Source organism: Helicobacter felistomachi (genome assembly GCF_030296895.1).
In the GTDB taxonomy this organism is placed as follows: domain Bacteria; phylum Campylobacterota; class Campylobacteria; order Campylobacterales; family Helicobacteraceae; genus Helicobacter; species Helicobacter felistomachi.
Genome location: NZ_AP028022.1, coordinates 584,795 through 609,936, shown reverse-complemented (window position 1 = coordinate 609,936; position 25,142 = coordinate 584,795). Strand labels below are relative to the sequence as shown.

Sequence of the window (25,142 nt, the reverse complement as noted above, 5' to 3'; positions counted from 1 at the left end):
ACGGGAGGTCTTAATGGAACTGCGTTTAGCGAAAATGGATCGCAAACAGAGCAAAACCCCTAGCTTGAGTTTGGAAGAGTTGCACCAAAAACATCTCAAAAACGAGCACATCTTCTACTTCGCCCCCACCAACCCCCACAAGGACATGCTAGCGGCGGTGGCGTTTTTGGAAAAAAAGAATTGTCGGGTGCATTTGTCGCAAGTGCAGGTGAGCTCGGATGAAAAGGACTTCATCTACCAAATGCATATCATTTAGGGCGGTTTGTGAAACTTTACATTGAAACGATGGGCTGTGCGATGAATACTCGCGACAGCGCGCATATGGTGGGCGAACTTGGCAAGGTGGGCTACACGCAAACAAACGAGCCTAGCGAGGCGGATTTGATTTTAATCAACACCTGTAGTGTGCGCGAGAAACCCGAGAGAAAATTATTCTCCGAGATCGGGCAGTTTGCCAAGATTAAAAAGCCGGGGGCCAAGATCGGTGTGTGCGGCTGCACGGCAAGTCACATGGGCGCACAAATCCTTAAAAAAGCTCCGAGCGTGAACTTCGTTTTGGGCGCGCGCAATGTGTCTAAAATCAGCCAAATCATCACGCAAGATCAAGCAGTTGCCGTAGACCTAGACCACGATGACAGCACTTATGTGTTTGCCAGTCAAGCCCCAAGCAGCATTAAAGCCCTTTTAAACATTTCTATCGGATGCGACAAGCATTGCACCTATTGCATTGTCCCCCACACAAGGGGCAAAGAAATCTCTATTCCTATGGATTTGCTCTTAAAAGAGGCGGATAAGTTAGCGCAGGCGGGGGTTAAAGAGATTTTGCTCTTGGGGCAAAATGTCAATAACTACGGCGCGCGCTTTAGCACCGACCATCCAAAGGTGAATTTCACCACTTTATTAGAGAAGTTGGGCCAAATTAGCGGGCTTGAGCGCATCCGCTTCACATCGCCCCACCCCCTACATATGGACAACGCCTTTTTGGAGCATTTTGCCACAAACCCCAAGGTGTGTAAAAGTATCCACATCCCCTTGCAGAGCGGCTCAAACGCCATACTCAAGGCGATGAAAAGGGGGTATAGCCGGGAGTGGTATTTAGATCGCATTGCGCGTTTAAAAGCCCTGGTGCCTGAAGTGGGCATCAGCACGGACATCATTGTGGGCTTTCCTGGTGAAACGCCCAAAGACTTTGAGGACACCCTAGACATCTTAGAGCAGGTGCGCTTTGACACGCTCTATAGTTTTATTTACTCTCCCCGTCCGCTCACACCTTCTTATGCGTGGACGAATCAAGTCCCCAAAGAGGAATCGAGCGCACATTTAGAACGCCTGCAGAGTCGCCACAAAGAGATTTTAGAGCAAAAGGCCAAAGCAGAGCTAGGCAAAACCCACGAGGTGCTGATTGAAAAAATCACAGAGGGCATCGCCGAGGGGCGCAGCGGCAATGGAAGACTCCTTAGCTTTGAGGCTGGCGGGGCTGGCGTGGGGGATTTTGTGGCAGTTAAGGTGGTGGCGCACCACAAGGGGAGTTTAAAGGGGAGGATCGCTTAGGGTGTGCTGTTGAAACGCTTACGGAATGGTTTTGTTTTGCACGCCTTACCTGTCTTGCTTTACTGGGTTTTACGCTTTTTATTTAAGACTTGTAAAAACCATTTCCACTTAGCCGAGGAGTTGCCCCAACAAACCTTCATTGCCAGCTGTTGGCATGGCGAGATGGCGATGTTGCCCTTTGCCTATTTGCGTGTCAAGCCCAAGGTGCATTTATCGGTGATTGCTAGCCAACACTTTGACGGCGGACTGGCGGCAAAGCTCTTTGAGTGTTTTGGGTTTCAAGCCATCCGTGGCTCTAGCAAAAGGGGTGGGGTGGGTGCGCTCATTGAGGCGATCAAAAGGCTAAAGGGTGGGGAGGATATTGGCATCACCCCCGATGGTACAAGTACGCCACAGTGTCGCCGATGGGGTGGTGGCGTTGGCACAAAAGACGGGGGCGGGGGTGGTGGTGTGCCGTGTGGTCTTTAGCAACGCCTTCACGCTCAACACCTGGGATCGCTTTAAGTTACCTAAACCCTTTTCCACAATCCATTACTACATGCTGGCCCCCTTTTTTATCCCTAAAAACATGGACCTGCAAGAGGCAAAGGCACTTGTTAAACAGCGCATGGAGGCGGTGTAGTGGGGGTTTTTAGCTTTTGTAGGGGTGTGTTTTACGATGGGGTGCGCTCTTTATTTTTCTCCGATGTCTTCATTTGTTTTAATTTGGATCACGAAGTGCTTTTGGGGCGGGTGGAGCGGCTTAGGTGGCGCAAGACCAAAGAGATCGTCAACAAGGCCTACCCCGTGAAAAATGGCATGATCCCCATTAGAGCGATGAAAGACACGAGAGATTTTGTGATGACCTACCCCTTTTCTTACATGTGCGGGATGGCTAAGAGTGTAGACCAGGGGATGTGTAAAAAGAGCGAATTAGAGCAACACATCCCGCAGGGGGTACGCAAAAAAGACTTGATTATCTTAGAAGTGGACGACTACTATTTTTACATCCCTAAGCAATCCCTAGAGCAGGACCGCAAAATCTTTAGTCTGACCATGCAAAAGATCGATTATATCTTTTCGCCCTTTCTGTTGATGTATAGCTTCATCAAACCTATGTTAGAGGACGATGTGGTGGTTTACGCCCTCTTAGAACATGCCCGCTTGCACATCATGGTGAGCAACCATGGGGATATTTGTTACAGCAAATTCTACCCCCTGGAAACGGTGAAAACAGATTTTGGGGTGCAAGTGCAAGAAGATCAAGCCGGCTATGAACACGAAGAGCACGTTTTGCAATCTTTTTTAAAATCCATTGAGGCCAATCTTATGCACATGGATTTTAATTTTGGGTCCCCTCCGCCCGAAGATGAGTCTAATCAAGACCCTAAAATGTTGGTGGACGATATGTTCCGCGTATCCGACATCGGTAAACATCTGCAAGAGTCGATCAAGACGGCTTACGATAGCCCCAACTACCACATTGAAGATTTCGTCCAAAAGGTGTGGGTGTTACACACTTACGAGATCTCCTATCAAATCATAGATATTTTGAAGGATGATCTCATGTTAGATGTTTACCATGCCCCTATCTCTTTAGTAGAACAAATGGGGATTTTAGCCAAAAAAGAGCTATACAATGAAGTTCAGCTATAGTAAACCATTTCCCAAACATATGTTTGGTCTGCTCACAAAAATTTGGCTGTTTTATATTCTGCTCTCTATGGGGGTAGTTTATGGGCTCACCTACTTCTTGCAAAAATACATTGAAATCACCAAGAATAGAGCCGAAGTCTCCCAAGTGCAAGGGTATATCTACAGCTACGAAAACCGTCGCCTTGAAGAGCGCATAGAGCGCACCAAGCAAACCCTAAAAAGCATGCGGAGCAAGGCCGCCTACACCATCAACACCAAGGACTCGATCAAGGGAATTTTAGAGATGATCCCCGATTCAATCACCATCGATTCGATCACCATAGACTACTCCAGTCTAGTGCTTAAGGGCGTTGTCCCCTCCAAGGAGAATTTTAAACAAACCATCCAGCAGCGGCTCGACTCGATCTTTGAAAACAGCCATGTCGTCTTCACTCCCCTAGGCAATGGGTGGTTTAGCTTCGTCTCCACAAACTCTTCTGTTTTACCCTTCATTGAAAAGGCAGACAACTAATGGAGCAAAGCCCAAGCCCCGAACAAGCCTATATGAGTCGCTACGCCAAGGATTTGGCGTTTGAGAACTTACTTAAAAACTTCATCTTTTTTGTGGTTTTTGTGATCATTGCTGTGGTGAGCGTTACTTTATGGCTTTTGCCAAAGATTAGCAACTTCCGATCCCAAGACACTGAAGCCCGCCGACAAGCCACGATTGTGACCTACCAACGTGGAGACTTTGTGGGGGCACTGCAAGACTACCGGGCATTAAAACAAAACAACATTGCCCTCTTAGTGCATCCCGACTACGCCGTGCTGACTCATAACATAAACGCACTCTTACGCCAGCATTTCACGCACATTAAAATCCAAACCGAGAGCAGCCACATCGACCCCTTAGAGCATTTTATCCGCGATGAGCTGCGGGTGAGTGTGCATGCACGCAATTTGGGTGACTTCTACGCTTTCTTTGACGGCCTAGCTGCCATCAGCGCACACATACAGATTGAGTTTCCCATCACAATCACCAAAAATAAACACGCCTTTGCTTTGGATTTTGGCATGCGTGTGGATTACAAGGCCATTGAACGCTGATGGATTTTAGTTTTGACCAAAGGGCGTGCGTATCTTGTGGGGCTAGGTGCTGTTTAGGCAAAGAAGGGTATATTTTTCTAAAACCTACTGAAATGGAAGCGATCAGTGTGTTTTTAAAACTGCCCTTTGAGGTCTTCACGCGCAAATACATTAAAAAAGTGGGTTATCGTTATAGCTTATTAGAAAAACCCGCCAAAGACCCTAAAGAGGGCTACGCCTGCGTGTTCTTAGACGAAGAGAGCAAGCGCTGCCAAATCTACCCTGTACGCCCCAAGCAATGCCAAACCTTCCCCTTTTGGGAGTGCTTTAAGAGTGAAAAAGGGATCGAAGAATTATGTGCCCTCTGCCCCGGGGTCAAACCCCTTAACTAAAACATGTTTTTTGTGTTATATACTAAGGGACACTATGCAAAATTTACACACAAGCGAGGTTTTATGCCACAACAGAGAATAAAGACTTTGAGGTTTTTAGGCTTGGGGCTCGCGCTAAGCAGCGTGCTTTTTGCCCAAAGCATGACCGAAGATCAGCAAATTTTAATCACATCGGATGCGTTCCACAGGGGCGATTTTGCCACGGCTAAAAAGGGTTATCTACAACTTTATAAAGAAACAAACAACATCATTTATGCCAAAGAAGCCGCCATTTCGGCCGCAAGCCTAGGCGACATCAACACCGCTGTGGAGCTGGCCATGCTCTATAAAAAAGTTACAAAAAATAACAAAGACCTCTCCATCAACAAGATCTTAGTGGACGGCTACATCAAGACAGGACAAATCCAAAAGGCGATCGCCCTGCTAGAAAAAATCCGCAAAGAGGACAAGTCTTTAATGTTAGATAGCGTGCTAGGCTCGCTTTACATCAGTGAGAAGAAGTACACCAAAGCCTTTGATGTGTTAAGCAAACTCTACAACCAAGCCCATGATGAAGACACCCTAGAAAAGCTCATCACGCTCTACTTCATCCAAAACAGCCAACAAGAGGTCGCCGACCTCATCGCCTCCCATTTAGAAAAATACGGCTGTTCACCCGACTTGTGTCAAAAGAGTTTCAACACCTTGATCCAAATGAATCAACTCACCAAGGCCAAAGAAGCCTTTGGCGCACTTTATCGCAAAGACCCCGTGGTGCAAAACGCGCAACTTTACATTGGGGTTTTGGTGATGCTCAAAGAATTTGACAAAGCCGAGAAAATCGCCAAAAACTTCCCCTTTAACCGGCGTTTGCTCTTAGACCTTTACACCGCCCAAAAGAACTTTGCCCTCGCGTCTAAACAAGCAGGCTTGCTCTATAAAGAACACAGAGACCCTAGATTTTTAGCTCTAGAGGCGGTTTATACCTACGAGCATTTAACTGCCCACAAAAAGCTCACTAGAACCCAAATGCTCCCCATCGCCCACAAACTTGAAAGGGCGATCGCCGAGCGCCGTGCACAAATTAGACTACACAAGGGTAAATTAGATCTCCAAGACGCCTTTTTTTATAACTTCTTGGGCTATTCACTCATTGAATACAATTTAAATGTCCGCAAGGGAATCGACTATGTCAAAGTGGCACTGCAAATCGAACCTAAGTCCATTTTTTACATCGATTCTTTGGCGTGGGGCTACTTCAAGCTAGGCAACTGCGCTTTAGCAAAGAAGCTATTTTTAGGCATTTCTAAAGAGGACATTGCCGCCCAACCTGAGCTCAAAGCCCACTCTCAAGCCATCGCTGAGTGTCAATAGAAAATTTAAAGGTCCTTTTAGCCCTAAAAAAGCAAATCCGCCCCTTTGAGCTTTTGGGGCGTTCTTTAGCTTACAACCCCTATTTGCCTAGATTAAATCTAGAGCAACTGAGTCGCCCTAAAAACAGCCCCCTAGCCCACGCCCTTTTAGCCCTAGATGTGCGCTTAGACTTAGAAGTTTTTTTAGAAAATCTGCAAACAGCGCAAGAGAGCCACGCTCTAGCTTTGTTGCTGGACTTCACTCCCATTTATGCCAAAGAGCCGTCTTTAGAAATGCTAGATTTATTGGGTTATGTGCGCCGCCTATGCTCTAAACCCTTGATTTTAAAAGATATGATGGTGGATCGTTACCAAATCTTAGAGGCGCTGGTATATGGTGTGGATGCGCTGGTTTTAGACCCTAGTTTACTCCAAAAGGATTTAAAGGACATGGCCGCCTACGCCATGCATTTAGGGCTGTTAGTCATTATACAAGTGGCAAACACAGCGGATTTAAAAAACGCCATTTTAGCGCGGGCTAGAGCCCTTTACATCGTCCAAGACTTTGAAGAGATGTTAAAGCTTGTTCCGCAGGGCTTGGTGATTTTAAAAGATTTAAAAACCCCTCCCATCACCCCCACAAACTCTTATGGGGTCGATGCCTTGGTGTTGTCAGGCTAGTAGCTGTTTTGCGCTGAAAAGAGTTCACCCAATTTCTTTAAGAGAGTGGGGGCATCGTCTCGGGCCATCTTTACTTCAATGAAAGCGAGTTTATCGGGGTGTTTGTAAGCTTGCCCAAAAGCGTGGCTCAAACTTTCAGCCGTATCTACTTTGAAAGACAGGGGCTTTCTGTGCAAATGCACATCAAAGACTTCTAAAAGTTTGGTGTAGTGCCACATGTTGATGTCGTTGTATTTGCGCTCAGGCCCGTGGATACAGCGCTCCACAGTGTAACCATCGTTGTTCACCAACACAATAATGGGCGTGATGTTCTCCCTTAGCATGGTGGAGAGCTCTTGAGCGGTGAGCTGGAAAGAGCCATCGCCCACTAAGAGCACATTGCGGCGCTTGCGATCGGCTAGAGCGCTGCCCAGCAGTGCTCCAAAGGTGTAGCCGATCGAGCCCCAAAGGGGTTGCCCGATGAAACTCGTCCCCTTTGGCAACTTCACATCGACTGCCCCATAAAACGAAGTCCCTTGCTCGGCAATCAAAACCCCATTAGGCTGTAAATGCTCTTCAACCACTCTAAAGAATTGCTTTTGTGTGAGTTTGTCGCCGAAGTGGGGTTCTTCTTGGGGTTCTTTAGGGGGCATTTTAGATTTAAATTTCAGAGCAGAGAGTTTTTTCAGCACATCTTCCATGAGAATATCGCTATAGACTTTCTCATCTATTTTACTGTAGAGAGGGTGGATTTCTATTTGAGGGGTGGGTTCTTCGCGAATGTAGTGAAACCCAGCGGTTAAAGAGTCGGTGAGTTTCACGCCGATTAAAATGCTGCAATCGGACTCTCTAATGGCGTTAGTGACCCGTTCATCGCTCAAAATCCCGTTATAAACCCCGATAAAGTTGGGGTGTTGCTCGCAAAACACCCCCTTGCTCATAGAGAGGGAGGCGATGGGCAAATCTGTGGCTTCTATAAAGTCTTGCAATTCTTGGTTTAAATGGCAGCGGTTCACTTCGTAGTCGGCTAAAGCAATGCAGGACTTATAAGTTTTTAAAGTCTTTTTCACCGCACCTACGAAGGCGTTGAGGGTTTTTTTGTCGCTCTTGGGCTTGTAGAGCATGGGGCTTGAAACTTCAATTTGCATGTGGGGCACATCGGCGGGGATACCAATATACACGGGTTTTTTATGCAGGGCGCACTCGGCCAACACCCGATCGATCTCGCTCTTAGCGTTTTGTTTGTTTAAAATCGTTTGTGCCACGCTGATGCCTTGATACATTGTGTAAAACTTCATAAACTCGCCATCACCCAAAGTGTGGTGCACCAATCGCTTGTTTTCCAACACATTGCGTGAGGGCATTCCCACGATTTTCACCACAGGTACGCTCTCGGCATAAGAGCCTGCCACGCCATTGATGGCACTAAGCTCACCCACACCAAAGGTGGTTAAAAGCACGCCCATAGGCTTGATGCGCGCATACCCATCCGCCGCGTAGGAGGCGTTAAGCTCGTTACAATTACCGATCCACTCTAAGCTAGGATCGTCTTCAACTATGTCTAAAAAGCCAAGATTATAATCCCCGGGCACACCAAAGATATGACTCACGCCATAATCCTTCAATCTGTCTAGCAGATACTGACCAATGCTGACTGCCATATAATCTCCCTTGCATTGCTAATGTTATGGACGCTATTTTAGCCCAAAATGGAAATAAAATTAACATTTGCACCTACCTAGTGTTTATGAGCATTTGAGTAAAACAATTTTTGGCCGATTATAGGTGCGCTAAAGCAAGGAAGCTTTAGGATGTTAACAAGGAGTTAGTATGGCATTTCAGATCAACACGAACATCAATGCGTTGAACGCCCACGCTGTAGGGTTGGTGACGCAGCGTGAGTTAAGAGAATCTTTGGAACGCTTAAGTTCTGGCTTACGCATTAACAAGGCAGCCGACGACGCTTCCGGGATGACAATCGCCGATTCATTGCGCTCTCAAGCCAAGAGTTTAGGGCAAGCAATCGCCAACACCAACGATGGCATGGGGATCATCCAAATCGCCGACAAAGCGATGGATGAACAAATCAAAATCCTAGACACCATCAAAACGAAGGCGACTCAAGCTGCCCAAGACGGACAAAACACGCAATCTAGAAAGGCTCTGCAAGCCGATATCGTGCGCTTGATCCAAAGCTTAGACAATATCGGTACCACCACTTCTTATAACGGGCAAACTCTTTTAGCGGGGTCTTTCTCAAATAAAGAGTTCCAAGTAGGGGCTTATTCTAATGAAACCATTAAGGCGAGCATTGGGGCGACCACTTCCGATAAAATCGGACAAACCAAGATCGTTACGGGGGCGACCATCACCGCCTCTGGCGATGTGGCTTTGACTTTTAAACAAGTTGATGGTATCCACGATGTGCATTTAGAAAGCGTGAAAATCTCCACTTCTGCGGGTACAGGTTTGGGTGTTTTGGCGGAGGTGATCAATAAAAATTCCAATGCTACCGGTGTTAGAGCAACTGCGAATGTGATTTCCACTTCAGACACAGCCGTCCACTCAGGTAACTTATACAATGTGGTGCTTAATGGCATACATATTGGGAACGTTGTGGGGATTAAGAAAAATGACAGCGATGGTCGTTTGGTGGCAGCTTTTAATGCCGTTACCGCCCAAACAGGCATTGAAGCCTACACAGACTCTGAGGGGCGCTTAAACCTACGCAGCTTGGATGGGCGAGGCATTAGTTTAAAGGCCGATAACGGAGGCGGAGGCGATCAAAAAGGTGGCGGCGGAAGCGCAATGGCTCTTGATACCCTCGATGGTGGCCAAAAAATCACAGACGGCTCTGTCAACTATGGCCGTTTGTCCTTGGTGCGCCAAGACGCTAGGGATATTTTGATTGTGTCTGGGGCGAATGTAGCCGATGCCAATGCGGGTTATAAGGCCATTGGTTTTGGCAAAGGTCAAACTGCCAGCACCACCGTTAACCTACGGGATGTCCTAGGTGAATTTAACCAAGCTGTGCGCAGTGCTTCAGGGGCCAACTTCAACAACACCCTAGCTAAAGAAAACCTCACTTTAGGTTCCGGGGTAACCACCCTTAAGGGTGCGATGGTGGTGATGGACATTGCCGAGTCTGCCCAAAAAATGTTGGATAAGATCCGCTCCGACTTGGGTTCTGTGCAAAACCAAATGGTGAGCACGGTCAACAACATCAGCATCACTCAAGTGAATGTGAAGGCTGCTGAGTCACAAATGCGGGATGTGGACTTCGCCGAAGAAAGCGCAAACTTCAGCAAAAACAACATTTTGGCGCAGTCTGGCAGCTACGCAATGAGCCAAGCCAACACCGTGCAACAAAACATTCTCCGCCTTTTAACTTAGGCCTTCGGGCTTAGATAAGCCACAAAGCGATTTCATCCGCCAGGAAGAAATCGCAAGCAACCAAGCGTTGGTTGCTGATTTTGCATTTTTTCTCTTCTACGAGGGTTCGGACTTTTTTGGGGTCTAGCCCTTTTAGCTCCACCCCCAGCATGCAGCGCAAACCTAAAAATAGTCTTTCAAGCTCTAAATCTTGATCGCTCAAATGTTCTACACGCCGTTTTAGGGGATCTTTAATGTAGGCTAGGACATCTTTTTGTTTGCAAAACCTCTCGTTGCCTATGCGCCCCACAGCCCCAGCCCCACAGCCCAAATACGCGCCCCCGCCCAGTAGCCCAAATTGTGTTGCACTTGGTAGGGTTTGGCGTAATTAGACACTTCATAGGGCGTAAAACCCAAATTTTTTAAAATATTTTGGAGTGTGGAGTCCGCATTTAAAAGTGCACTTGGGGCGGTGCTTTTGACTAGGCGGGTGTTGTCTTCAAGGGTTAAGCTGTAAGCAGAGAGGTGGTCTATGGGCAGGGTGTTTGCTTGCATGCATTCTGCCTTAAGGCGGGTGGGCGTGTCTAGGGGGGTGTTGTAAATCAAATCGATGCTTAGGTGGTCAAATCCGCAGCTGTGGGCGATATCCAGGGCTTTAAAAATGTCTTGTTGGCTGTGCTCTCTTTGCAAAAACTTTAATTTATCGGCAAAAAAGCTTTGCACACCCAAAGAGAGGCGGTTAGCCCCCAAAGCCTTTAAGGTTTGGCACCACTCTTTGGTGATGAGATCGGGGTTAGCTTCTAAGGTGATTTCTATATTTTGGGTGGCAATGGTGTGGGTGGCAATGGTGTGGAAAATACGCACATAGTGTTTGGACTCTAGCGTGTTTGGAGTGCCACCCCCGATAAAAATAGAGCTTAAAGCCGGCGTGTTTTTAAGGCTTTCTTTGAGGTCTACAATCAGGGCCTCTACATAGGCATCTTTTAAAGAATCTAATCCACTAAAGGAATTAAAGGCGCAATACCCGCACTTGCTCGTACAAAAAGGCACATGGATATAAAGACTAGGGGCTCTTTGGGGCATGGATTTAAGCATGGCTTAATCCTTTAAATAATATCATCTTACTATACTTTTTGATAAATTTAAAGGAGTTTGTTTTGAAAAAGGTTTTATTCTTGGGTGTTGTTTTGGGTCTTGGGCTTTTAGGAGCAGCAGAACCTGCTGAGTTGATTAAGAAATGTGCCGGTTGCCACGGACCTACTATGAACCACAAGGCCTTTGGTAAGGGGCACGTTGTGAATACACTTGACAGTTCAACCATTAAAGAGGATTTGATGGGCTATAAAGCGGGTACACTCAACCGCTATAGTGCAGGTAAAATCATGCACATGCAAGCCAAAGCTTTGAGCGATGCGGACATTGAAGCCCTAGCAAAATACATCCCCACTCTTAAAAAGTAAAACCGCACGAAAGAGGAGGGGGTTTCTTTCAGTTTTGCTTGTGTTATAATGTTGCCTGGTTTTTGGTTTAAGATACCAAAGTATAAGGACAACTATGGACACTAAAAAAAGTTACCGTCCCAATGTGGCCGCTGTTGTGCTTTCTTCCCACTACCCTAGGGACTGTGAGTTTTTTCTTGCACAGCGCATAGACATCCAGGGGGCGTGGCAATTCCCCCAGGGCGGGATCGATCAGGGCGAAACCCCCTTAAAAGCTTTGCATCGTGAGCTGTTGGAGGAGATCGGCACAAATGCCATAGAGGTGATCGCTGAATACCCTAAGTGGATCACCTACGACTTCCCCCCCACGATGCCTAAAAAACTTTACCCCTTTGATGGGCAAAAGCAAAAGTATTTTTTAGTGCGGCTCAAGAACAATTCTTTAATCAATATCCAAACCCTCTCGCCAGAATTTAACCGCTATTGTTTTGTTAAAACACAAGACCTGTTCCATCGAGTTGTGCACTTCAAGCGCCAAGTTTACCGTCAAGTGATCAGTTATTTCCGCAGAGAAGGGTATTTGTAAGATGTTGGTGGTGCAGAAGTTTGGGGGCACGAGCATGGGGGGTTGTGCGCGCATTGAAGCGGTGGCTAAACGCGTCATTGAGAGCAAAAAGCTCTACCAGGACCTGGTGGTCGTGGTTTCAGCGATGGGCGACACCACGGACGATTTTTTAAACCTCGCCCACTATTTTGGCGCGCGCTCTAACCAACGCGAATTGGATCGCTTATTAAGCAGCGGGGAGCAAATCTCTAGTGCCTTGCTTGCCATTGCTTTGGAGTCTATGGGACAAAAGGCATGTTCGCTTAGTGGACGTGAGGCGGGAATTTTAACAGACACCCGCTACACCAAAGCCCAAATTTTAGACATCGACACAGCCAAAATCCGAGAATTATTGGCCCAAAACTTTATCGTGGTGGTGGCGGGCTTTCAAGGCATTAGCCAAAGTGGGGAAATCACCACTTTAGGGCGGGGGGGCAGCGACTTGAGCGCAGTGGCTCTGGCCGGTGCCTTGCGCGCGGGGCTTTGTGAAATTTACACCGATGTGGATGGCATTTATACCACAGACCCACGCATTGTCCCCAATGCCCGTAAAATTGATGAAATCAGCTATGAGGAAATGTTAGAGTTGGCATCAATGGGGGCGAAGGTGCTGTTTAACCGCTCTGTGGAGCTGGCTAAAAAATACAATATCCCCCTTGTTACGCGCAATTCTTTCAACAATGTGGAGGGGACACGCATCACTTCAGAGGAGCAAATTGTGGAAAAACCCATTGTGAGCGGCATTGCCCTAGACACCGACCAAGCCCGTGTGAGCATCATAGATGCCCGCGATTGTCCGGGCATTGCAGGCGAGATTTTCGGGCTTTTAGCAGGGGCAAACATGAATGTTGATTTAATCGTGCAAACCGTGGGGCGTAATGGCAAAGCCGAAATCAACTTCACCGTGCCAAAAGGCGATTTAGAATCTTGTCTACAAATCTTAAAACATTTACAAAACATTGGCTCCATTGAACATGACGACAATGTTGCTAAGGTTTCTGTTGTGGGCGTAGGGATGCGCTCACATTCGGGCATTGCCAGTGCCGTTTTTAACGCCCTAGCCAAAGAAAACATCAACATCATGATGATTGGCACGAGCGAGATCAAGATCTCTGTGGTGGTGGACATCAGCGTGGCCGAACTTGCGCTCAAAACTCTACACACGACCTTTAAACTAGACCTTTAATGCGCCCTCAAGAGTGGCTTGTTGCACTGCAAAAGGAGGGGTTTTTATGCCTTGGGTTGCCCAAGGACTGCACTCCCTTACTGCGCGCCACAGAGCACATTTTAAAAGGGGGTTGTGTTCTCATCACCACAGACAGCCAAAGGGTGTGGCTTAAAACCTACGCCCTAACGCACATAAATACCCATCCCATGCACCCCTTAGTGCCGATCTTTGACCCCTTGCAAAGCTTTGAGGTGTACTTACAGCAAAATCCAGACATTTTGATGGTCCGCAACACTTTAGACCTGGTGTATCAAAACTACATTTTTTGGTATGTGGGGACAAGCAACACAGAGGTGGCAAATCTTGCCCTAAGCGTGGAGCAGAGTTTGTTGTGGCTTTTAGACAGCCCCAAAGAAGGGGCAATTTGTTTTGAATCCCTTGACCCCCTGCTTGATCACAAACTTTTAGAACTTTACCGCATATTTGCCCGCATGGTGCTAGAGAGCTTGTTAGGGAGGGTGAGTTTTAATGACTAGCCAAATCATCTACGCCAACGCCCCCCACGATGAGGCCCAAAGCCATAAAGTATTTTTAGAGGCGCATTTTAAAGCCCAAAACACCCCCTTTTTAGCCGAACTTTTTTGCGAGGATGAGCTGAAAATCGAACACGCCCACGAGATCAAACGCCGTTGTGTGTTGAAATTCTTAGGCCAGAAGGCGTTTCTCATCGCTGCGCCCGGTTTAAACATTTTTGCCCAAAACGCCCTGCTCAAAATTTTAGAAGAACCTCCAGAAAACACCTTTTTTATTCTCATCACCAAGCACCCAAGCGCATTGCTACCCACCATCCGCTCTAGACTGCCCTACACCAACAAGCGCACCAAAACCCTCCCACCGCCCTTTGGGCTAGACCTAAGAACCTGCGATTTATGTGCCCTTTACCAATACTTGCAAAACGCCGACAAACAATACAATCAAGAGGATGTCAAGGTGCAAATCGCTGCGCTCTTAGAAGCCACTAAGCAAGCAGGCATCCGCCTAAGCCCTGCCACGCTCGCACAATTTGACAATGCCCTTTACGCCAACGCCCTTTATCTGCGCCCCAGCTACAATCTCTTGCCCCTGCTCTTAAGCGTGTTGCAAGAAAGGGGCTGATGTTTTTACAACGACTCAACCCGGCTAGTTTTTCTTGCGCCTTAAAAGAGCTAGGCGCACACCCCATAGGACAGGCAATCATGGCACAAAAAGCCCAGCTTTTGAGCTTTAAAATCACCAACTTGCCCCTAAGTGCAACTTTAATCTTAAAACAAGAGGCGTTGCGGGTGGGCGCAGAGCTAGCCACACCCAAAAATTGCATTTTGGCACGAGAAAAGGTTTACGATTGTTTGCTAGTCGGCACTTTAGACCAATTAAAACACCTAACCCAAAAATGCGCCAAACAAGATTTTGGGCTTAAGAAACTCGCCAAAGAATTAGAAACCCACTTCACCCCTCCTCAAGTTGCCCCCACCTTAATGGGGATTGTCAATGTAACTCCCGATAGTTTCTACCCAAACAGCCGTTTTGAGCCCAAGAGTGCCCTAGAACAAATCTACAAATATCTAGAGCAAAAAATTGCCTACATAGACATCGGGGCGGCTAGCTCTAGACCGGGCAGTCTTTACATAGATGCCAACACAGAGATCGCCCGCTTAAAAGAGCTGTGCGCTGAGATCAAAAGCCAAAGTCTTTACAAGCATGCCAAATTCAGCATAGACACCTACAATCCTAAGACGGCCGCCTTTGCTCTAAAACATGGCTTTTGCGTGCTAAACGATGTGAACGGCTTTAAAGACCCGTTCATGTTTTCTGTAGCTAAGGAGTTTGGGGTGCAAGTTGTCTTGATGCACTCTTTAGGCGTGCCCCTGCAAGCGCAACAACAACTCACAGCCAACAATTTATGGGAGGACATGGAGGCGTTTTTTCGCGCCAAGATCGCCGCTTTGCAAGAGCAAGGCATGAGCGATATCATCTTAGACGTTGGCTTTGGCTTTTCTAAACAAATGCCCGAGAATTTGGCCCTCATCAAACACTTAGCGCATTTTCTGCACTTTGGCTACCCCTTGCTTGTGGGCTGTAGCCGCAAAAAAAGCGTGGGCGAGGTGTGTGCTAGAGAGGTGCAAGATCGCTTGGCCGGCACGCTCGCCCTACACTTAAAAGCCCTAGAAAATGGAGCGAGCATTCTAAGAGTGCACGACATCCCCGCGCATTTAGACATCTTAGCCATCCACAACGCTTTTTTGCAAATCCCCTAGATGACCGTCCGCCACAAAACTCCCCTAAATCGCCTTGCGTGGCTAGAACTGGTGGCCTATTGTCTTAATTTTGTTACAATACAGCCTTTGACTTTAAAGGTACAAGGGTTTAAATGGCGCAAGCGGATCAAAAATTAAATCTCTTTGACATCCGTTGGATGTGGTCGCTCTTTGGCACGGCTGTGGGGGCAGGGATTTTATTTTTACCGATTCAAGCGGGCAAACATGGGTTTTGGCCTGTAGTGCTTATGGCGATTTTGAGTTTTCCCATGACCTGGCTAAGCCATAGGGCTTTAGCGCGTTTTGTCAATGCCATAGGTAACCAAGACATCACCCACGCCGCCACCCGCCTAGGCAAAAAGGTTGGATTTTTAATCACCTTAATGTATTTCTTCGCCCTTTACCCAATCTGTCTAGCCTACGGTGTGGGGATCACCAACACAGTTGAATCGTTTTTTTCCAACCAGCTGAGGTTGCATTTCTTTGAGAACAACCGCTTCTTTTTGGCCGAACACCTCATCACAGGCATGATCTTTGTGATGCTTTTCAACACCAAGATTGTAACCCGGGTCGCTAACGCCCTTGTTTATCCTTTGGCGTTGATTTTATTGGTGTTTTCTCTATATTTAATCCCTTATTGGAAAACGGCGATGCTCACAGGTGTCCCGAGTTTTAAAGGATTTTTTGCGGCGCTGTGGTTCACTCTGCCCGTGTTGGTGTTTTCTTTTAACCACAGCGCGATCATATCCACCTTCGCCCAAGCGGTGGAGAAACACTACGGGGAACTCAAACACTATAAAACCAACCAAATTGAGTTGTTAAACACTTCTTTGCTGCTCTTTTTTGTGATGTTCTTTGTATTCTCTTGTATTTTATGTTTAGACCCCACCGATCTTGCCAAAGCCAGAGCGCAAAACATCCCTATCTTAAGCTACTTTGCCAACACCCTACACAACCCCTTCATTGGTTACGCCGGCCCTATTGTGGCGTTTTTGGCGATCACCACTTCCTTTTTCGGGCATTACTACGGCGCAAAAGAGGGCTTGAAAGGCCTGATCGTGCAAATATTCACCAAAGATAAGCTCAACATCCACCACCATCGCCGAATCGATGCGTGGACCACCATATTTTTTTGGATCAGCATCGTTGCTGTCGCCTACTACAACCCCAGCATTTTAAGTTTCATTGAGGATTTGGGCGGGCCCGCTTTGGCCACCATCACCTTCATTTTACCCATTGTGGCGATGTATACCCTATCCTCCATGCAAGACTTTAGAAGCCCGCTTGCCGATGGATTTATCTTCGCAACGGGTGTACTCACTGTTTTAAATGCCATCATCAATATTGTCAAATGAGGTAACCATGACACAACAAGAAATTTACAGCCAATCCATCACTGCTATTTTTAAAATAGGCATAGGCCCCAGTTCTTCACACACCATAGGCCCGATGGATGCTTGCGTGCGCTTTTGTAAACTCTTGCAAGAAAAACAAATCCTTGAGGAAGTGGCTAGGGTGCAAGTCATCTTGCACGGTTCGCTCGCACTCACGGGCAAGGGACATTTGACGGATTTAGCTTGTGTGGTGGGCCTTAGCGGAGTGTGCGCTAAAGAGGTGAGCGTGCCCCAAAGGCAAGAGATTTTACAAAAAGCGATCCAAGATCGCACCTTGCACCTGGCTAAAACAAAAAACATCTCTTTTAACCTTGAAGAGGATATTCTCTTTGAGTCCGAAGCCTTGAGTCTACACGAAAATGGCATGGAGGTGCGTGCTTTCAACAGCAAACAAGATTTATTGCTCAAAGAAATTTACTACTCCACCGGGGGCGGATTCATCTACACAGAAGAAGAGCTGAAACACAAAACAACTAATCCCACAAAACCTAAACACAACGCCTTTGATTTTTCCAGCGCCAAAGAATTAATGGAATTGTGTGAAAAACACCGCACCCACATCGCGGGCATCGTGGACATGCACGAAAGCGCGCTATTTGGGCAGAATTACGCCCGCACCTATTGCCTAGAAATTTATAAAGCCATGTTGGAATGCTATAAAAATGGGGTGTCTTCACAGGAAAAACAACTCCCCGGCTACATCGGCATGGCACGCCTAGCCCCCAAAGTCCACGCCCGCCTAAACAAACACCCAAGCCAAGCCGACCCGCTGGCGATGATCGATTACGCCACGCTTTATGCTAGGGCTGTTAGCGAAGAAAACGCTTGTGGGCATAAAGTCGTTACTGCCCCCACCAATGGGGCGTGTGGGGTGGTGCCGGCGGTGCTGCTTTATTGCCATCACCACATCAAGCCTTTAGAAACCGAGCAAATTGTAGACTTTCTACTCACCTGCGCGGCAGTGGGGTATTTGTACAAAAAGAACGCCTCTTTGAGTGGGGCAGAGGCGGGTTGCCAGGCAGAGGTGGGCACTGCGTCTTCAATGGCAGCGGCGGGCTTTGCCTTTGTGATGGGGGGCAATGTGCACCAAGTCTTAAGCGCAGCTGAGATCGCCATGGAGCACCACTTGGGCTTAACTTGCGACCCTGTGGGCGGGTTGGTGCAAATCCCCTGCATTGAGCGCAATGTGGTGGGGACAATCAAGGCGATCTCTTCGGCAAGGCTTGCCCTAGAGGATGGCTACCAAGCCAAAGTGAGCCTGGATGATGTGATCTCCACCATGTATGAAGTCGGCAAGGCATTAGACTCTAAATACAAAGAAACTTCGCTAGGTGGGCTAGCCACACACGTACACATCCCTAAATGCTAGGGGGGCTTGACTTTTTCAAAGAAACAAGCTACAATGGCGCTTTTTCGTTGGAGTATCGCCAAGTGGTAAGGCAGCAGGTTTTGGTCCTGCCATTCGGAGGTTCGAATCCTTCTACTCCAACCATCCCCTAGCCATGACGCGGGATAGAGCAGTCCGGTAGCTCGTTGGGCTCATAACCCAAAGGTCGGTGGTTCAAATCCACCTCCCGCAACCAACTACACGAGCCTTTTAAACTCTGCTTCAATGATGCTTTTTGTATCGGGTTCTACCAATCGTTGCCCCACTTCTGCCCCATCTTTATAGAAAATTAAGGTTGGGATGCGTTTAATGCCTAGACTTTCTTTGAGGTCTTCACTCTTGTCAAAATCCACTTTAAAGACTTGCACTTGGCTGTAATCCTTAGCTAAAGCATCCATCATAGGCGCGATTTTGTGGCAGTCGGGACACCAATTAGCCCCCACATTGACAACCACCGCTCCTTGACTTGTTTTTTCGTGATAATTTTGGCCTGTTAAGACTTCCATTTTTGCCCTTTCATTGTGAAATTAAGGACTTAAGCATAGCTTGAAAGAACTAAGTTTTAGGTTAAGAAAACCCCACACAAAAAGGCTATAATAAAGCATTTTTTATTTTGAGGAGGTTGTATGATTGTGATTCCTGCCAGGCTAGAGTCCACGCGCTTTCCGCGCAAGCTCTTGGTCCCTATTCAGGGCGTGCCTATGGTGGTCGCCACCGCGCGCAATGCCCAAAAGGTGGATGAAGTGGTCGTGGCTTGCGATGATGCCCTGCTTTTACGGGCTTGTGAGGATTTTAACATTAAAGCCATTTTGACAAGCAAGGCGCACACAAGCGGGACGGATAGGTGCGCACAGGCTTGTACCCTTTTAAATCTACCCGAGCAAACCCCTGTTTTGAATTTACAGGGCGATGAACCCTTTTTAGAGCCTGAGATCATCGCCACGCTTTTAAAAGAAGCCCAAAACACGCCTTTCATGCACACTTGCATCAAAGAAATCAGCCCTAAAGAAGCTAAGGACCCCAATGTCGTTAAAGTCGTGCTGGGCATAGACAACCAAGCCTTGTATTTTTCACGCGCCCCCATCCCCTATGGGCGGGACGAACAGCACAAAGCCTTTTTAGGGCACATTGGCATTTACGGCTTTAGGGTGAATACTCTCTTAGAGTTTTGTGCCCTTGAAAAAAGCCCCCTAGAGGACATCGAAAAGCTCGAGCAACTAAGAGCCCTCTACCACCACAAGGCGATCACCACAAGCCTCGTTAAAACCCAAAGTGTCGGCATAGACACCCTGCAAGACCTGCAAGAAGCCTTAAAAAGGTGCTAGAAAACCTTAAAACCCACAAGGTTTTAAAGGCGCAAATCGCCCTTTTTGCCCCCTATTTGCAAAGCGGGGTTACAGAGCTTCTCAGCAACACTGAAAATGAGCTGTGGCTCTATGAACTCAGTGGCGCACGCCAAAAAATCTATGACCCCACCTTTAACAAAGAGTTCTTGTTGCGCTTTTGCGAGCAATTAGCCAGCTATCGAGATTTACCCTTTGATCACCAAGCTCCCACGCTCAACTGCTCCATCCCCTTCACCCGCTACCGCGTGAGTGCAAACCACTTTAGCATCACCACAAACAACCAAATCAGCCTAAACATCCGTGTGCCAAGCCTACAGAAATTCCCCCTTGAAGCGTTTTCTATGTCTTCCACCTGCGCTTTTAGCCACAGCGACTTAAAAAGCATGGCAAAAGCGGGGCATAATATTTTAATCAGCGGGGCGACTGCCAGCGGTAAAACGAGTCTACTAAACGCTCTCTTAGAGTTTATCCCCAAAAGCGAAAGGGTGGTGAGTGTGGAGGATAGCCAAGAGTTGGATTTGAGTGGGTTTGAAAACAACGTAGGGTTGTTGGTGGGTAAAATCGAGCAAACCCCCTTCACCTACGAAAACGCCCTAAACATGGCCATGCGCATGCGCCCCGATCGGCTCATGGTGGGCGAAATTGACACGAGAAACGCCCTTTTGTTCCTGCGCTTTGGCAACACAGGGCATAAGGGGATGATGTCCACCCTGCACGCCAACAGCGTGGAGCAGGTCCTAGAAGCCATTGCCCTAAACATTGAAATGGGGCATAAAGCCAAGTTTGATTTAAGCATTGTCAAACGCTACTTTAAAAGTGCGATTGATGTGGTGATCCAAGTGTGTAAAATCAAAGAGCAGCGGCACATCACTCAGGTGCTTTTAAGCAAGGATTTATAATTCAGTCACGAGTTTATAGCCCGTCGCCACAATGCTCAGGACATAAATGCCTAAGAGCAAAACCCTATGGATGCGCTCATTAGCCACAAGGATTAATTTAATGCCAAGCCCGACCCCGACAAGCGCGCCCACGCCTGTTAAAAAGCCGATCCACAAAATATGGGGGGTTAAAACGCCCGTGTGGGTGAGAGAGATCACACCCGAAAGCGAGGAAAAGATCACAAAGAACAGCCCCAAGGGCACGATTTTTTGCGTGTCGTATTTTAAAAAATAGCCCAAAAAGGGGACGATTAAAATCCCTCCGCCCATGCCAAGCGGGATCGAGAAAACCCCCGTGAGTAAACCAGCTAGGGCTAAAATGGCGTGCTTTTGGCTCAAATGCCAATGGGTTAGGGGGATTTTAAAGCGGGTGCGCTTGGAGTGCATTTGGAAGTGAGCACTTTGGTAATTGCCCTTTTTAACAAAGGCGTATTTAAAGAAAGTGTAGCACACCACTGCGACAAATAGCCCCATCAACAGGCGATCGTCAATGCACTTTAATAAAAAACTGCCAAGCATTGCGCCAAACAGCCCACCTAAAGCGATCGCCAGGCCTTCTTTGATGTCTAATAAGCCCTTTTTGTAGTTGATGAGCGAACCTGCCAACGAAGAAAAGAGCATCTGAAAGAGCGAAATACCCACGGCGTGGCTGTAGCTAAAACCTGCAAACACGACGGCGGGCACGACGATCTCCCCCCCACCGATGCCAAAAAAACCCGCCGTGATGCCCGTGATAAAGCCCACTAGGGCCAAGACAAAATCAAGCCCCATTATAAATGAGAAATGATCACCTCTCCAAACTCAGAGCTAGACACTTCAGTGGCCCCCTGCATTAAGCGGGCAAAGTCGTAAGTAACTTTCTTGCTCTCAATCGCTTTTTTCATGCCTTTCACAATCAAATCTGCCGCCTCAATCCAGCCCATATGGCGTAACATCATTTCAGCACTCAGGATGATGGAGCCGGGATTGACTTTATTTTGTCCGGCGTATTTAGGGGCGGTGCCGTGTGTGGCTTCAAACATGGCAACGCTGTCATTCAGATTTGCCCCCGGGGCAATGCCAATCCCCCCCACCATCGCCGCCAAAGCGTCTGAGATATAATCCCCGTTTAAGTTCATGGTGGCGATCACATCGTATTCAGCCGGGCGCAGTAAAATTTGTTGCAAGAAGGCATCGGCGATCATGTCCTTAATGACGATCTCTTTGCCTGTTTTGGGGTTTTTAAGGGTGCACCAGGGGCTCTTATCGAGCACTTTTGCACCAAACTCTTTTTGTGCCAACGCATACCCCCACTTCATGAAAGCCCCCTCGGTGTATTTCATGATATTGCCCTTATGCACGAAGGTTAAACTGTCGCGGTCGTTGTCAATGGTGTATTCGATCGCCTTGCGCACAAGCCTTTCTGTCCCCTCTAGGCTAATGGGTTTGATGCCTATACTGCTGCTTTCAGGGAAGCGGATCTTGGTCACTTTGAGCTCGTCTTGCAAGAATTTAATGAGCTTTTTCGCCTCAGCGGTGTCTTGGTTAAACTCAATGCCCGCGTAAATGTCCTCGCTGTTTTCGCGGAAAATCACCATATCCACTTTTTGGGGATCTTTCACGGGGCTAGGGCTGCCATACCAGCGCACGGGGCGCAAACACACATACAAATCCATTTTTTGGCGCAAGGCGACATTTAAGGACCTAAAGCCCTCGCCTACGGGGGTGGTTAAGGGACCCTTGATCGACACTTTAAAATGGTTGATCGCCTCAATGGTGTCGGGCAAGAGCCATTGCTCTTCTGTGCTTAATTCTTTGTGATCCTTAAACTTGTTGTAGCATTTTTCGCCCACAAAGACTTCATACCAAGCGATTTTTTTCTCCCCTTTGTAAGCCTTTTGCACGGCGGCATCCACGACTTTACACATCACAGGTGTGATGTCCACGCCGATCCCATCGCCTTCAATGAAGGGGATGATGGGGTGGTTGGGTACATGCAATTTGCCCTCTTTGTAGGTGATCGCCTGCCCTTCAGTGGGCACAGACAAATACTTAGGGTTGTAAGACATCAAAACTCCTTGAAAAATGATATGCGTGGCATTGTAGCATAAAGCCAGTTTAAAGTTTTGGGTTAAAATAGGGACATCTCAAATAAAGAGGTGTTATGGCGAGCGAAGTGGGTTTAAACCTAGCGGATTTAATGTCTAAGGCGGTGGGTTTAGCAAAAGAGCACATGGACAGCGACACCGGTTTTAGCGATTGCTTAAATGTGCTTGTGGCAGGGGGCACGGGCACGGGCAAGAGCACCTTGATTAATGTGGTTTTTGGCGAAGAAGTCGCCCTTACAGGGCAAGGTGCGTCTATCACACAGAAAATTACAAGTTATAGCCAAAAGGGCTTAACAATCCACGACACGAGAGGACTTGAGCTCAAAGACTTCAGCACCATCAAGCAAGAGATTGCAAACTTTTTAGAAAACATGCACCGCAAAGAAGTCAAAGAGCAAATCCATGTTGCGTGGGTGTGTATCCAAGAGCCGGCAAGGCGGATTCAAGAGGGCGAAGTGGAGTTGTATGCGCTCATCAAAGAGCATGAAATCCCCACAATTGTTGTCATCACCAAAGCGCAACAAGACAAGGACGACAAGGGGGAGAAGTTTTCTAATGTGGTGCAAGAGTGTTTTAAGCTTGATGAGGCACATTTGCAAAGGGTGCGGGCGTTAGAAGTGGAGGACGATGAGGGAGAGGTTAAAAAGATCATGGGGATTAGTCAGCTCATGGAAAAAACCCAAGCCCTTTTAGCTGAGGGGCAAAAGGCGGCGTTTAAACGTAAACAAAAATACGACCTGGAGCTGCGCCGCGAACAATGCAAAGAGGACGCAAATAAAGCGATTGCGGGCTACACCACAGCTGCAGCTGCCATCGGCGCGACCCCCATTCCTTTCTCGGATTTTGCTCTACTTGCTCCCACGCAAATTGCCATGATCATCCACATCAGCAAGATTTACGGGGTAGACCTTTCGCAAGGCGTAGTGGAGCAGCTTTTGGGGGTCTTTGTGGGGGTTTTGGGCGTGGGCTATGCGGTGCGGGCGGCGGTGGGCGGTGTTTTAAAGCTTATCCCGGGAGTGGGTAGCGTGGTCGGTGGGACGATCAACGCCACAGCCGCCGGCGGCACAACGGCTTTGATCGGTAAGGCGTATGCGGCGTATTTGGACGCCAATATTAAAGACCCAGAGGGAGCAATCCAAAGCTTTAACGCTAAGGTGTTTCAAAAATACCTAGATATGGCGAAGTCCTTGTCTTGATACGGTCTAGAGAGCTTGGCGCAATTTTGTAGAGGGTCGGCGCGGCTTGTCCTTGTTTTCTATGTTGTGGGGGTGTTTCCCATTCCATGAGATTTTTTAAGGGGGTGTGTGGCACAATCCTCGGGTAACGTCGAATTTGTCTATCGGTTTTTTCGTGGTATGCTCATCGGCGATAATCTCGTCTGTATCCCTGCAATGGCCGCCATCAAAGCTCTTTACCCCTCTTGTAAGCTCGTGGTTTATACAAACACCATTGGCAAAGAGCTTTAGCGGGCTATGACTTCATCGACATCCTCGTGGACATGGACCCCCTCTCTCATGAGGCAATCCAAGAGAACATCAATTCTTGGCACTTTGATTATTTCATCCTCACACAAGCCAACCGCTGGCGTTGCAAGCTCATCAATACCACCAACGCCAAAGTTGTCCTCTCTTTGCTTAGCTTAGGCAGTGTTTTTAAGCCCAAATTCCGCACTCTATTCATCTCTAGAAGTTTTAGCCCGACAGCACAATATACGAGGATGTTAAGGCTGGTAAGAGAGATCGACCGTTCTTACAAACCTATAAAACCGCAAAAATATATTGTTTTCTACTACTTCTTGCATTTGCTCTAAAGGTTGTTTGTTTTTCTTTGAGCGTGCGCCATAAAGTCTAGCAGAGAATACGGTGATGATTTCTAATACATCTTTGGCTAACTCTTCCTCAAAGCGGACATTTTCATCGCCATGATTGATGATAACCACCTCCACCTCTTTAGCCTCACAGATAGCAAACACCAACTCTGCTCCAAAACGCAATAAGCGGTCTTTATGGGTGAGAACAAGCCTTTTAACTTGACTTTCTAGAATCAGGTTAAGAAGTTTGTTTAAACCTTTTTTGTAGTAATTCATACCTGAACCTAAGTCCTGTATCACCTCGTAATTAAAGCCTAACTTAGAGCAATACAACTCTAAAACCTGCACTTGGCGGATTAAATCCTCTTTTTGGTCGGCACTAGAAACACGGGCATAGGCGATAGTTTTGCGGTTGTCGTTATGAAAAACAATAATTTTTGTTAATGTGTTTTAGACTCTCTAGCTTGTATCTACGATCACCGCCTTTTGTGTAATTGTCGGGTTTTAGTAAGCCTTTTTTCTCCCAATTTCTTAAAGTTTGGATACTGACACCTAAAATCTTACTTGCTTGACCTATGGATAGCAAATTTTGCATGCCGGCGTGATGGCATAAGAAAACTTAAGATTATATAAAAATTTTATAGAATTTTATAGAATTTAGATTGCTAT

25 protein-coding genes, 2 tRNA genes and 3 pseudogenes are annotated in these 25,142 nt (G+C 47.3%); 24 read left to right on the top strand and 6 right to left on the bottom strand.

All coding sequences use genetic code 11. From position 1 onward, the window contains the following. Positions 1–13: 13 nt before the first annotated feature. The 9 genes and pseudogenes from QUE23_RS03105 to QUE23_RS03065 all read left to right on the top strand — a co-directional run bounded on the left by QUE23_RS03105 (position 14) and on the right by QUE23_RS03065 (position 6,655). The gene (locus tag QUE23_RS03105) at positions 14–256 is read left to right on the top strand and encodes an HP0268 family nuclease (RefSeq protein WP_015107038.1); all 243 of its coding nucleotides are present in this window, start codon (positions 14–16) and stop codon (positions 254–256) included. An 8-nt stretch (positions 257–264) separates the two neighbouring features. Next, entirely contained in the window at positions 265–1,551 is a 1,287-nt protein-coding gene (miaB, locus tag QUE23_RS03100) for a tRNA (N6-isopentenyl adenosine(37)-C2)-methylthiotransferase MiaB (protein WP_286349187.1), read from the top strand. 3 nt (positions 1,552–1,554) lie between these two features. Continuing rightward, a pseudogene (locus QUE23_RS03095) lies at positions 1,555–2,173 on the top strand (lysophospholipid acyltransferase family protein). Then, a complete protein-coding gene (locus QUE23_RS03090) occupies positions 2,173–3,186 on the top strand; it encodes a DUF8569 domain-containing protein (protein ID WP_286349186.1) in 1,014 nt (337 codons plus the stop codon). The pseudogene QUE23_RS03095 and the gene QUE23_RS03090 overlap by 1 nt, the downstream one beginning before the upstream one ends. Then, positions 3,170–3,697 carry a hypothetical protein gene (locus QUE23_RS03085; protein WP_286349185.1) on the top strand — a complete coding sequence of 176 codons (528 nt, stop codon included), beginning with the start codon at positions 3,170–3,172 and terminating at the stop codon, positions 3,695–3,697. Before QUE23_RS03090 ends, QUE23_RS03085 begins: the two co-directional genes overlap by 17 nt. Continuing rightward, complete coding sequence (locus QUE23_RS03080) at positions 3,697–4,272, top strand: hypothetical protein (RefSeq protein ID WP_286349184.1); 576 nt, start codon at positions 3,697–3,699, stop codon at positions 4,270–4,272. Before QUE23_RS03085 ends, QUE23_RS03080 begins: the two co-directional genes overlap by 1 nt. Further along, positions 4,272–4,643: a YkgJ family cysteine cluster protein gene (locus tag QUE23_RS03075; protein WP_286349183.1), complete on the top strand. Its 372-nt coding sequence runs from the start codon at positions 4,272–4,274 to the stop codon at positions 4,641–4,643. Before QUE23_RS03080 ends, QUE23_RS03075 begins: the two co-directional genes overlap by 1 nt. Before the next feature lie 63 nt (positions 4,644–4,706). Continuing rightward, a complete protein-coding gene (locus tag QUE23_RS03070; RefSeq protein WP_286349182.1) occupies positions 4,707–5,996 on the top strand; it encodes a tetratricopeptide repeat protein in 1,290 nt (429 codons plus the stop codon). Further along, positions 5,987–6,655: a beta/alpha barrel domain-containing protein gene (locus tag QUE23_RS03065; protein ID WP_286349181.1), complete on the top strand. Its 669-nt coding sequence runs from the start codon at positions 5,987–5,989 to the stop codon at positions 6,653–6,655. Before QUE23_RS03070 ends, QUE23_RS03065 begins: the two co-directional genes overlap by 10 nt. Here the strand turns inward: QUE23_RS03065 and QUE23_RS03060 are convergent. Next, a complete protein-coding gene (locus QUE23_RS03060) occupies positions 6,652–8,295 on the bottom strand; it encodes an alpha-keto acid decarboxylase family protein (RefSeq protein WP_286349180.1) in 1,644 nt (547 codons plus the stop codon). The genes QUE23_RS03065 and QUE23_RS03060 overlap by 4 nt on opposite strands. Positions 8,296–8,464: 169 nt before the next feature. Here QUE23_RS03060 and QUE23_RS03055 point away from each other — a divergent pair, with 169 nt between their 5' ends. Beyond that, complete coding sequence (locus tag QUE23_RS03055; RefSeq protein ID WP_286349179.1) at positions 8,465–10,027, top strand: flagellin A; 1,563 nt, start codon at positions 8,465–8,467, stop codon at positions 10,025–10,027. A 10-nt stretch (positions 10,028–10,037) separates the two neighbouring features. Here QUE23_RS03055 and hemW read toward each other — a convergent pair. Then, positions 10,038–11,101: pseudogene (gene hemW, locus QUE23_RS03050) on the bottom strand (radical SAM family heme chaperone HemW). Between the two features lie 62 nt (positions 11,102–11,163). Between hemW and QUE23_RS03045 the strand changes: the two are divergent. From QUE23_RS03045 to QUE23_RS03000, 10 genes are all read left to right on the top strand, one after another. After that, complete coding sequence (locus QUE23_RS03045) at positions 11,164–11,466, top strand: c-type cytochrome (protein WP_286349178.1); 303 nt, start codon at positions 11,164–11,166, stop codon at positions 11,464–11,466. Between the two features lie 94 nt (positions 11,467–11,560). Next, complete coding sequence (locus QUE23_RS03040) at positions 11,561–12,031, top strand: RNA pyrophosphohydrolase (RefSeq protein ID WP_286349177.1); 471 nt, start codon at positions 11,561–11,563, stop codon at positions 12,029–12,031. A gap of 1 nt (position 12,032) precedes the next feature. Next, positions 12,033–13,235, top strand: a complete 1,203-nt coding sequence (locus QUE23_RS03035) for an aspartate kinase (RefSeq protein ID WP_286349176.1) — start codon at positions 12,033–12,035, stop codon at positions 13,233–13,235. Beyond that, on the top strand, positions 13,235–13,753 hold the full coding sequence (locus QUE23_RS03030) for a HobA family DNA replication regulator (protein WP_286349175.1): 519 nt from the start codon (positions 13,235–13,237) through the stop codon (positions 13,751–13,753). Before QUE23_RS03035 ends, QUE23_RS03030 begins: the two co-directional genes overlap by 1 nt. Then, positions 13,746–14,372 carry a DNA polymerase III subunit delta' gene (locus QUE23_RS03025; protein WP_286349174.1) on the top strand — a complete coding sequence of 209 codons (627 nt, stop codon included), beginning with the start codon at positions 13,746–13,748 and terminating at the stop codon, positions 14,370–14,372. Before QUE23_RS03030 ends, QUE23_RS03025 begins: the two co-directional genes overlap by 8 nt. Beyond that, the gene (gene folP, locus QUE23_RS03020; RefSeq protein WP_286349173.1) at positions 14,372–15,511 is read left to right on the top strand and encodes a dihydropteroate synthase; all 1,140 of its coding nucleotides are present in this window, start codon (positions 14,372–14,374) and stop codon (positions 15,509–15,511) included. Before QUE23_RS03025 ends, folP begins: the two co-directional genes overlap by 1 nt. Positions 15,512–15,624: 113 nt before the next feature. Then, a complete protein-coding gene (locus QUE23_RS03015; protein WP_286349172.1) occupies positions 15,625–16,866 on the top strand; it encodes an aromatic amino acid transport family protein in 1,242 nt (413 codons plus the stop codon). 22 nt (positions 16,867–16,888) lie between these two features. Then, positions 16,889–18,274 carry an L-serine ammonia-lyase gene (locus tag QUE23_RS03010; RefSeq protein ID WP_286349396.1) on the top strand — a complete coding sequence of 462 codons (1,386 nt, stop codon included), beginning with the start codon at positions 16,889–16,891 and terminating at the stop codon, positions 18,272–18,274. 48 nt (positions 18,275–18,322) lie between these two features. After that, positions 18,323–18,397, top strand: a tRNA-Gln gene (locus QUE23_RS03005). A gap of 14 nt (positions 18,398–18,411) precedes the next feature. Continuing rightward, positions 18,412–18,488: transfer RNA gene (locus tag QUE23_RS03000), tRNA-Met, on the top strand. 1 nt (position 18,489) lies between these two features. Here QUE23_RS03000 and QUE23_RS02995 read toward each other — a convergent pair. After that, positions 18,490–18,798 (bottom strand): thioredoxin family protein, encoded by a 309-nt coding sequence (locus QUE23_RS02995; protein WP_286349171.1) that lies wholly within the window; start codon positions 18,796–18,798, stop codon positions 18,490–18,492. Positions 18,799–18,918: 120 nt separating this feature from the next. Between QUE23_RS02995 and kdsB the strand changes: the two genes are divergently transcribed. Together kdsB and QUE23_RS02985 are read left to right on the top strand one after the other, a co-directional pair. Beyond that, on the top strand, positions 18,919–19,617 hold the full coding sequence (gene kdsB / locus QUE23_RS02990) for a 3-deoxy-manno-octulosonate cytidylyltransferase (RefSeq protein ID WP_286349170.1): 699 nt from the start codon (positions 18,919–18,921) through the stop codon (positions 19,615–19,617). After that, positions 19,611–20,537 carry a CpaF/VirB11 family protein gene (locus QUE23_RS02985; RefSeq protein ID WP_286349169.1) on the top strand — a complete coding sequence of 309 codons (927 nt, stop codon included), beginning with the start codon at positions 19,611–19,613 and terminating at the stop codon, positions 20,535–20,537. The genes kdsB and QUE23_RS02985 overlap by 7 nt, the downstream gene beginning before the upstream one ends. Here the strand turns inward: QUE23_RS02985 and QUE23_RS02980 are convergent. Next, entirely contained in the window at positions 20,532–21,347 is an 816-nt protein-coding gene (locus tag QUE23_RS02980) for a sulfite exporter TauE/SafE family protein (protein ID WP_286349168.1), read from the bottom strand. The genes QUE23_RS02985 and QUE23_RS02980 overlap by 6 nt on opposite strands. After that, entirely contained in the window at positions 21,347–22,624 is a 1,278-nt protein-coding gene (gene icd, locus QUE23_RS02975) for an isocitrate dehydrogenase (NADP(+)) (protein ID WP_286349167.1), read from the bottom strand. The genes QUE23_RS02980 and icd overlap by 1 nt, the downstream gene beginning before the upstream one ends. Positions 22,625–22,719: 95 nt before the next feature. Here icd and QUE23_RS02970 point away from each other — a divergent pair, with 95 nt between their 5' ends. Further along, positions 22,720–23,859: a YcjF family protein gene (locus tag QUE23_RS02970; RefSeq protein WP_286349166.1), complete on the top strand. Its 1,140-nt coding sequence runs from the start codon at positions 22,720–22,722 to the stop codon at positions 23,857–23,859. A gap of 108 nt (positions 23,860–23,967) precedes the next feature. Continuing rightward, on the top strand, positions 23,968–24,129 hold the full coding sequence (locus QUE23_RS02965) for a hypothetical protein (RefSeq protein ID WP_286349165.1): 162 nt from the start codon (positions 23,968–23,970) through the stop codon (positions 24,127–24,129). A gap of 254 nt (positions 24,130–24,383) precedes the next feature. On the opposite strand, the pseudogene QUE23_RS02960 reads toward QUE23_RS02965, so the two are convergent. Then, a pseudogene (locus QUE23_RS02960) lies at positions 24,384–25,068 on the bottom strand (IS607 family transposase). Positions 25,069–25,142: the final 74 nt, after the last annotated feature.